The sequence below is a fragment of the Streptomyces sp. adm13(2018) genome (genome assembly GCF_008042145.1).
GTDB lineage: Bacteria > Actinomycetota > Actinomycetes > Streptomycetales > Streptomycetaceae > Streptomyces.
This window is the reverse complement of sequence record NZ_RDBH01000256.1, coordinates 1-1,637: the sequence shown is the minus strand read 5'-3', so window position 1 is coordinate 1,637 and position 1,637 is coordinate 1. Positions and strand designations below refer to the sequence as shown.

At 69.8% G+C, this 1,637-nt stretch carries 2 protein-coding genes; one reads left to right on the top strand and one right to left on the bottom strand.

What is annotated here, in order from left to right; translation table 11 throughout:
• A partial coding sequence (locus EAO70_RS39865; protein WP_315986268.1) for an alpha/beta fold hydrolase occupies nucleotides 1-111 on the top strand: 111 nt, incomplete at its 5' end.
• 398 nt (nucleotides 112-509) lie between these two features.
• Here EAO70_RS39865 and ispG read toward each other — a convergent pair.
• The coding region (ispG, locus tag EAO70_RS36250) for a flavodoxin-dependent (E)-4-hydroxy-3-methylbut-2-enyl-diphosphate synthase (RefSeq protein ID WP_148007035.1) at nucleotides 510-1,637 on the bottom strand (1,128 nt) is incomplete at its 5' end.

The window sequence follows — 1,637 nt, the reverse complement described above, 5'->3', positions numbered from 1 at the left end:
GCCCTGTCCGCCTCCCACCTCCTGGACGGCTGCGGCCACTGGATCCAGCAGGAACGCCCCGACGAGGTCAACAGCATGCTGACCGACTGGCTCGCCACCCTCCAGGACTGAGCCAGACGACCTGGCCGGGCAGCTTGGGTGTGCGATTCGCGTGACCGCACCGAGGGCGCGTACGGCGGTCTGCTCGGTGATGCCGAGCATTCGCACTACACGTACTCCACCACGCCAGAGACCATAGGCGTGCCCGGGCGTACATGGGTGTGACTGTGCGCTTCAGTGGGCGGGCTGAGAACTGCGCGTCCGGGTTTCGAGGTCCTACCCCAGGACAGCGCCAAGCCTCCGGTTCCTGCCCGGCTAAAGGGTGTTGCAGAAGGCTCAGTTCCGGGCCTTTCTCCTGTATGGGTGGGATGCTGCGGGCTGAGCATTCTGCACCACCCTTTGCGCGCCGGTGCGGACGGGTATCCCGCCCGCCGGGCGGAACACCCTTGCCGCAGTGGAGGCCGGGGGCGTCAGCCCACGGCCGTCACCTCGGGGACGCCGGTGCCCAGGGTGGTGGTGTCGAAGGCGTCGGCGAGTCGTAGTGCCTCCTCGATCAGGGTCTCGACGATCTTCGACTCCGGTACGGTCCTGATGACTTCGCCCTTCACGAAGATCTGGCCCTTGCCGTTGCCGGAGGCGACGCCGAGGTCGGCCTCGCGGGCCTCTCCCGGGCCGTTGACGACGCAGCCCATCACGGCGACGCGCAGAGGCACCTCCATGCCCTCCAGGCCGGCGCTCACCTCGGCGGCGAGCTTGTAGACGTCGACCTGGGCGCGGCCGCAGGACGGGCAGGAGACGATGTCCAGCTTCCGCGGGCGCAGGTTGAGCGACTGGAGGATCTGGTCGGCGACCTTGACCTCCTCGACCGGCGGCGCGGAGAGCGAGACGCGGACCGTGTCGCCGATGCCCTGGCGCAGCAGCGCGCCGAAGGCGACGGCCGACTTGACGGTGCCCTGGAAGGCGGGGCCGGCCTCGGTGACGCCGAGGTGCAAGGGGTAGTCGCAGGCCTCGGCGAGGAGCTCGTAGGCGCGGACCATGACGACGGGATCGTTGTGCTTCACGGAGAACTTCAGGTCGTGGAAGTCGTGCTCGGCGAAGAGGCCCGCCTCCCACAGCGCCGACTCCACCAGGGCCTCGGGGGTGGCCCTGCCGTACTTCTTCAGCAGCCGGGCGTCCAGGGAGCCGGCGTTGACGCCGATGCGGATGGGGGTGCCGTGGTCCTTGGCGGCCCGGGCGATGTCCGCGACCCGGTCGTCGAATTTCTTGATGTTGCCGGGGTTGACGCGGACCGCGGCGCAGCCCGCCTCGATGGCGGCGAAGACGTACCGCGGCTGGAAGTGGATGTCCGCGATCACCGGGATCGGCGACTTGGCGACGATCGCGGGCAGTGCGTCCGCGTCGTCCTGGGAGGGGCAGGCCACCCGTACGATGTCGCAGCCCGCGGCGGTGAGTTCGGCGATCTGTTGGAGCGTGGCGTTGACGTCCGAGGTGAGTGTCGTCGTCATCGACTGCACCGAGATCGGCGACCGGCTGCCCACGCCGACCTTGCCGACCTGGAGCTGGCGGGTGGGGCGGCGGGCGGCGAGTACCCGGGGCGG